This window comes from Streptomyces sp. NPDC005303 (assembly GCF_040607335.1).
In the GTDB taxonomy this organism is placed as follows: Bacteria; Actinomycetota; Actinomycetes; order Streptomycetales; family Streptomycetaceae; genus Streptomyces.
The window spans coordinates 64,257-69,179 of sequence record NZ_JBEXGM010000039.1 but is presented as its reverse complement, the minus strand read 5'-3'; the positions used below and the strand labels follow the sequence as shown (position 1 = coordinate 69,179).

Annotated in this window: 4 protein-coding genes; 2 read left to right on the top strand and 2 right to left on the bottom strand. The window is 67.9% G+C overall.

From position 1 onward, the window contains the following. Positions 1-356 precede the first annotated feature (356 nt). Together ABZT93_RS35310 and ABZT93_RS35305 are read right to left on the bottom strand one after the other, a co-directional pair. Complete coding sequence (locus ABZT93_RS35310) at positions 357-1,397, bottom strand: GntG family PLP-dependent aldolase (protein ID WP_356112375.1); 1,041 nt, start codon at positions 1,395-1,397, stop codon at positions 357-359. Between the two features lie 71 nt (positions 1,398-1,468). After that, a complete protein-coding gene (locus ABZT93_RS35305) occupies positions 1,469-1,738 on the bottom strand; it encodes a hypothetical protein (protein ID WP_356112368.1) in 270 nt (89 codons plus the stop codon). Between the two features lie 1,083 nt (positions 1,739-2,821). On the opposite strand from ABZT93_RS35305, the gene ABZT93_RS35300 reads away from it, so the two are divergent. Then, positions 2,822-4,123, top strand: a complete 1,302-nt coding sequence (locus ABZT93_RS35300; RefSeq protein ID WP_356112366.1) for a SidA/IucD/PvdA family monooxygenase — start codon at positions 2,822-2,824, stop codon at positions 4,121-4,123. Between the two features lie 31 nt (positions 4,124-4,154). After that, positions 4,155-4,808: an FMN-binding negative transcriptional regulator gene (locus ABZT93_RS35295; RefSeq protein ID WP_356112364.1), complete on the top strand. Its 654-nt coding sequence runs from the start codon at positions 4,155-4,157 to the stop codon at positions 4,806-4,808. Positions 4,809-4,923: the final 115 nt, after the last annotated feature.

Here is a 4,923-nt window from a genome sequence, read left to right as displayed (position 1 = left end):
GCGAAGGGGGCGGCCTGACCGGCGGCGGGGGCGGCCTCGCCGAGGGCGCCGGTGATGCCGGCGGTCATGACGACCCACCCGGGTCGTCGGCCCCCGGTATCACGACACCCCGGCCTCGAATGTCTCCCCTGCAGGTAGACCGTGAACCGTTCACCGTGGGGCGTTTGTGGAGGGCATAGGCGCCCAGTCGCAGCCCGGTGAGGGTCTCCATCCGGTCCACGATCCTGGCCGCCTCAACGAGCGGCCGCCCAGCTCGAAGAAGTCGTCCCGCACGCACACCGGTTGAATCCCACCCGCAACGGCCGATGGCACCGCCCCGGCCGGGGCGGTGCCATCATCGTTCACTCGCCGCGGACTCAGCCCACAGCGGGGCCGTCCTTGAGCACCTGGGCCACGATGCCGACGGCCACCGTCACGTCCTCGGCGCTCACCCCGTTGTGGACCACCGCGCGGATCCGGCCATGGCCGAACTCGCTGACCGCAAGCCCGTGCTGAGCCACCGAGGCGACGAAGCTTCGCCAGCCAAAGCGCTCGTCGGTGACCTTGAAGATCACGATGTTGGTCTTGACCGTGTTGACGTCCAGCTCCACCCCAGGGAGCAGCGCCAGGCCCTCGGCCAGCCTCCGGGCGTTGGCGTGGTCCTCGGCAAGCCGGGCCCGGGTGTCCAGCGCCACTGTGGCGGCGGCCGCCAGCAGCCCGACCTGGCGCATCCCGCCGCCGAGCATCTTGCGCAGCCTACGGACCTTCTCGACGAACTCCCGGCTCCCGGCCGCCACCGAGCCAGCTGGCGCGCCGAGGCCCTTGGAGAGGCACAACTGCACCGAGTCGACGTGCGCGGTGATCTCCGCGACCTCCACGCCGGCGGCAATCGCCGCGTTGACGACCCGGGCGCCGTCCAGGTGCACCGCGACGCCGCGCTCATCGGCGAAGCGGCGCACCTCGGCCAGGTAGTCGAGCGGCAGCACCATGCCGCCGCAGCGGTTGTGGGTGTTCTCCAGGCAGATCAGCGAGGGCAGCGCGAACTGCGGGTCGTCCGGGTCCTTCGGGAAGGCGGCGGCCAAGTCGGCCAGCGCGATGGTGCCGTCAGGCTGATTGGGCACCGGCTCGTAGACGACCCCGCCGCAGACCGCGGCGCCGCCCGCCTCGTACAGCCAGATGTCGCTCTCTTTACCCACCACAGCCTTGGTGCCGCGCGGGGCGTGGGCCATGATCGAGGCCAGGTTGGCCATGGTGCCGCTCGGGAAGAAGCAGGCGGCCTCCTTCCCGGTCAGCTCGGCGGTGCGGCGTTCGAGCTCGTTGACCGTCGGGTCCTCGCCGTAGACGTCGTCGCCGAGCACCGCCTCGGTGATCGCGGTGAGCATCTCGGCCGTCGGTAGTGTGAAGGTGTCACTGCGCATCTCGATCACGGCAGGGGTCCTTTCGTTCCAGCACGGTGCGGGGTGGATCAGCCCAGGTCGGCTCGACCAGGTCAAGTCAGCTCAGGTCCGCTCGAACCAGCTCGCCCGGGTGGACTGGGTAGCTGCCGGGCGGTCATCGGGAGGTGCTTCATCCCGGCAATGAGTTTGGAGGCCAGGTGCTCGGCCGGGCCGGCTGGTGCGAACCGCTCCACCAGCTCGATGACCTCGGCGCCGCAGGCCCCGCCGTCGAGCGACCGCCGGTACTGGTCCGGGTGCTCCAGGAAAGCGTTCACCATGGTCGCGATAGCGCCTGGTTCAGTGATGTTGGCGCCGAGCACCACGTTGTAGCAGATGCAAAAGACCTAGTCGAGCAGGATCGTCCGGTCCCCGAGGGTGAGCTGCTGGAGCAGGCCGAATCAGGGTCTTGGGCGGGGTGCACGTAGCCGCCACCTCGGCGAAGTAGTCGAAGAGTTCGTGGTGGGCGGAGACCAGTCGCTGGCCGCCAGAGTCGTCCCGTGAGGACGGGGTGGCACGGTGCGGCGGATGGCGGGATGGTGGGCGGAGAGCGCCTGGGCGATGGGGCGGCGCAGGTAACCGTGGATCGGCGAGTCGCTGGCGACCATCATCCGGTGTGCCGCCGGGTCCCGCTGTTCGTCGAGGATGACAATGCCGGTGCCGTCGCTCGGAGCACCGCGGTCGCTGAGTGGTTCGCGGACGGGGTGGGAGCGGGTGAAGGTGGTGTTCTCGGTGGGACCGTAGGCTGCCGAGACGGGGATGCCGAGCATGGGGACGACCAGCCCGGCGAGCGCTCCAGCAGGACACCGCCCCTGTCGCCGCGGCGCATGCCGCGTCCGCGCAGCATGGCGGCAGTGGATTCGGCGGCGTAGTCGAGGTACCTGGCCTCGCTGCGGGCGCCGGTCGCCGCTGGGGAGGCAGCCGCGACGACGGTGAACCGGCTCGCAAGACTCCACCACCCCTGCCGGGGATCCGGCTCAGTCATACCCGATGAATCCAACATGGTGCGGCCGCGGACCCCTTCGCGCGATCCCTTACGCTTGTTAGTGCGGTTGGCACTCCTTGATGAGGAGTCAGTGACATGGAGCTCGGATAGCCGGCAACGAACTCACTTGCGGAGCTGTCGACTCGGGGAACAGCTACGCCCACCTCGAACGCTTCGGATGTTATTGAGCGTGACGTTTTGCCGTCAAGAGTGAACCCCATCGATGCCCTGGCATCAACGCCAAGTTCCCTATCTGCGATGGCGATTTCCCCTTGTTGCTTGCACAGCCGGTGGGGCAGCTCTTAGTGTCCTGGAGTGATCAGGAGCCGCATCAGCGTGCTGCCCTGAGCACCATCATCGGTCGACCGGACTGGTCGTCAACCCAGACAAAGCCATCCCCAAAAGGGAGAGAGCAGGGAAGTCCGTGACTGAGCGGCAACGTTCCGGCGTGGTCGCCGGAACCGACATCGTCGACGTGGCCGGAGTCGGCTTCGGCCCCTCGAATCTGGCCGTCGCGGCCGCCATTGCGGAGTTCGCCAGCGAGGTACCGGTCACCGCGCGCTTCTTCGAGGCGCAGCCACGCTTCGGCTGGCACCGGGGCATGCTGATCGAGGGCGCAACCATGCAGGTCTCGCACCTCAAGGACCTGGTGACCATGCGGAATCCGACGAGTCCGTACTCCTTCCTGTGTTATCTGCAGGCCAAGGGCAGGCTGGCCGACTTCATCAACACCAAGTCCTTCTACCCGCTGCGGGTAGAGTTCCACGACTACCTGGAGTGGGTCGCGGAGAGCTTCGCGGATCTCGTCTCCTACGGCTCCCGGGTGGTGGCGGTCGAGCCGGTCACCGGCGAGCAGGGCGTCGAGTTCCTCGACGTGGTCTTCGTCGCGGCCGACGGCACCCGGCAGGTCCAGCGCGCCCGCAGCCTTGTGATAGCCGCCGGGAGTGAGCCGCGGCTGCCCGCCGAACTGCCCAGCTCGGCACGAGTCTGGCACACCTCCCGGTTCCTGCCGGAGGTAGAGCGGATAGCCCAGCAGGACCCACGCTCCTTCGTGGTGCTGGGCTCGGGCCAGAGCGCGGCGGAGGCGATCGACCACCTGCACACCCGCTTCCCGCAGGCCCGGGTGCACTCGGTGCACGCCCGGTACGGGTTCAGCGTCGCCGATGACAGCCCGTTCGCCAACCAGGTGTTCAACCCTGACGCAGTGGACCGCTTCTACACCGCACCGGACGACGTCCGCCAGCGCCTCATCGATTATCACGCCGGCACCAACTACTCGGTGGTGGACGCAGATCTGTTGCAGTCGTTGTTCCGGCAGGCATATCTGGAAAGGGTGGCCGGAAATCCCCGGCTTAATTTCCACAATGTCTCCCGGATCCGCGAAGTGACGGAAACTCCGGACGGCCTGCGGATCGACGTCGAATCGCTGTCCTCCAACACCAGCACCATCATTGAAGCCGAAGCGCTGGTGTGCGCGACGGGCTACAACCGCATCGACCCGGCGGTCTTCCTCGACGGACTGCTGCCCCACTGCGCGCTCGACAACCAGGGCCGGTTGCGGCTCGACCGGGAGCACCGGGTGGTGACCGACGAGAGCGTGCGCTGTGGGGTCTACGTCCAAGGGTTCAGCGAGCACAGCCACGGGCTCTCTGAGACTCTGCTGTCCCTCTCCGCCGTTCGTGCTGGGGAGATCGGCGACATGCTCGTCAAAGCGCTGTCTGGGTGACCCAGCGGCCGGCTCACATCGAGGAGTACGCGTGTTCACGCCGAAGCTGTATCAGGTGGACGGGGACGACTGGCCCCTGCGAATCATCGAGCGCCACCCGCTCGCGGTGCTAACCAGCAACGGGGACCCGCTGCCCCATGCCACCCACATTCCGGTGATCGTGTCGCCAGGCGCCGGCTCCGGGCAACCACTTCTTGGCATGCGCCTGTGGTCGCACCTCGCCCGGGCGAACCCGCACCTCAAGCAGCTAGCCGCTGACGGCGGCGGCCCGGCCAAGCTGGTCTTCCACGGCCCGAACGGCTACGTCACCCCGGCCCTCTACTCCGCTGCGATGGTCGCGCCGACCTGGAACTACGTGGCGGTGCACCTGGAGGGCACGGTCGAACTCGCCGGGAGCGAAGAGACCCTGACGATCGTTCACACCACCGGGCAGACGCTGGAGGACCGGTTTGGGAGGGGCATGTCGCTCGCCCCCTCGCTGGAGTACCACCGGCAGATCGTCGGCGCGGTCTGCGGCCTCTATTTCACCGTGACCAAGGCCGACGTCATGTTCAAGCTGAGCCAGGAGAAGGACGCCGAGGTCCAGCAGCGGGTCATCGACCGCTTCGCCGACAGCGCCTCGGGGCTGCACCGCGAGGTAGCCGACACCATGCGGGCGCTTCAACTGGGCACCGAATTTCAATGAGTTGACGTCCGGTGAGTCGAGCTCACGTAACGCCGGAGGCGGACAGTCGGGTAGTCCGGGGGACTCGGGGGCGGGCTTTCCCGACCGGGACGAGATCGTCTTCATCGCGTTCGGT

What these genes read in the sequence shown, in the direction of transcription:
- ABZT93_RS35310 (WP_356112375.1), bottom strand. Translation starts at nt 1,397, where the DNA reads ATGCGCAGTGACACCTTCACACTACCGACGGCCGAGATGCTCACCGCG.